Source organism: Desulfovibrio cuneatus DSM 11391 (assembly GCF_000430005.1).
In the GTDB taxonomy this organism is placed as follows: domain Bacteria; phylum Desulfobacterota; class Desulfovibrionia; order Desulfovibrionales; family Desulfovibrionaceae; genus Frigididesulfovibrio; species Frigididesulfovibrio cuneatus.
In genome coordinates, this window is record NZ_AUCY01000075.1 from 1 (window position 1) to 1,506 (window position 1,506).

Consider the following 1,506-nt stretch of genomic DNA (forward strand, 5'->3'; position numbering starts at 1 on the left):
ATGAGTAAAAGCAAAAGACACAATACTGGCCCCCTGCCTGCGCAGGGGCGACGGTGCCAACTATTTTCTATTGTGCTGTAAGGCGTGGGCAGCATCTTGTTATTGTTGCTGTATCTCTCCTCACCTTTGGCAAGGCTACACCTTCGACCCCAGACACTGTCATTCCTGCGCAGGCAGGAATCCAGTATTTTAAGCATGTTAGGCTGTCTTATGCGTGTGGGGTTGTTAGGGGGCCGCACAAGGGCTCCCTAACCCAAGCGGAGCGGCAAACTAAATAAGAAAAGAAGTAGGACGCGGCGGCACGCCGCACGATTCTACTTGTTGCCACCCTAAAAAAAGAAACCCCCGCGCAGGCGGGGATCCACTCTTCGTATCTCTCTCAAAAAAATTATTGCAACATCCCTGGCAACAAAATGGTTTCCCTTTTTTTACGCAAGCGGGAAACCACTTTTTTAAACGTAGCAGGCAGCACGCCGAACCGGTACGACCACAGGTCGCATGACTCTTTAGCCGTGCATTGGCGCACTGCATCGCGCCCCCCGGCGCACACCATGCAGTAGCAGCGAATGGCCCGCAAGGGCCTACTTTCCGGCGGCAGGGGAGCAAGGGTACACAGGCGCACGGGGTGCAGGGCGCAGTGCGTGTCTGGGCAAGACTGCACTGCTGCGCTGGATTCCCCCTGGCAGGTACGGCAAAACCGCCGTATGGCCTTTTCCCCTTTGCTCATGCTGTTGTCCTTGCGGGGTTATTGCCCGCAGCACTTCTTGGATTTTTTACCGCTGCCACAGGGGCAGGGGTCGTTGCGGCCCACTTTGGGGCTGCTGCGCACGTAGGGTTCTTCCCCTTGCACTTTGCCATCCACATAGTACCACTGGCCGTCCAGTTGCTGGAACACGGCATCTTCCCGCAGTTCTTGCGGAATGTCGCGCACAGAGTAATGGGCAGTGAAGGAAACAAAGCCTTCGCCAGGGGTTTCCCCTGGGGTAGCGCTGTGTACTTCAAGGCCGGTCCACTGCACATGCTGGGCCCATTCACCAATGCCTTCGGCGGTCATGTCTTCGCGGTGGGCAGGGTGGGTGGAAGTGACAAGAAAGTCATAATTACGTTGGCAGTGCGCGCTAAAGCGGGCGCGCATCAATTCTTCAGGGGTACGGGCAGAAGCTGTGCCATTAATAATGGGGCCACAGCATTCATGAAAGAGTTTTCCCGAGCCGCAAAAGCAGGCTTGTTCAGACATATATTCCTCCAGAACAAAACGGTATGGGTTGTCTGTGCCAGATGCATGGCACTGTGGCAAGTAAAAAATACAAAATGAGAAACGCTGATTTATTCCGTTTGGCGGCGTTGCTTCGCTTTTTTCGCTCTTGCGGCGGGCTTTATGCTTCGGCGGCAGAGCCACCTGCGCCCCGCCTTATCGCTTCACGGCTCGCTATGCTCGCGACTGCCGTCGGCTTTAGGGAATGGGCACAGAACAAGAGAGTTGACTCGGCCCGTCCTGGGCCTCGG

2 protein-coding genes are annotated in these 1,506 nt (G+C 55.8%); both read right to left on the reverse strand.

All coding sequences use genetic code 11. The features are described 5' to 3' along the window. Nucleotides 1-388: 388 nt before the first annotated feature. Complete coding sequence (locus G497_RS18150; protein ID WP_051258111.1) at nucleotides 389-727, reverse strand: hypothetical protein; 339 nt, start codon at nucleotides 725-727, stop codon at nucleotides 389-391. 18 nt (nucleotides 728-745) lie between these two features. Then, nucleotides 746-1,237, reverse strand: a complete 492-nt coding sequence (locus G497_RS0112525) for a YchJ family protein (protein ID WP_027188391.1) — start codon at nucleotides 1,235-1,237, stop codon at nucleotides 746-748. Between the last annotated feature and the right edge of the window lie 269 nt (nucleotides 1,238-1,506).

Excerpts from the sequence above, each read along its gene's own strand:
- G497_RS18150 (WP_051258111.1), bottom strand. The coding sequence starts at position 727 with ATGAGCAAAGGGGAAAAGGCCATACGGCGGTTTTGCCGTACCTGCCAG.
- G497_RS0112525 (WP_027188391.1), bottom strand. The coding sequence starts at position 1,237 with ATGTCTGAACAAGCCTGCTTTTGCGGCTCGGGAAAACTCTTTCATGAA.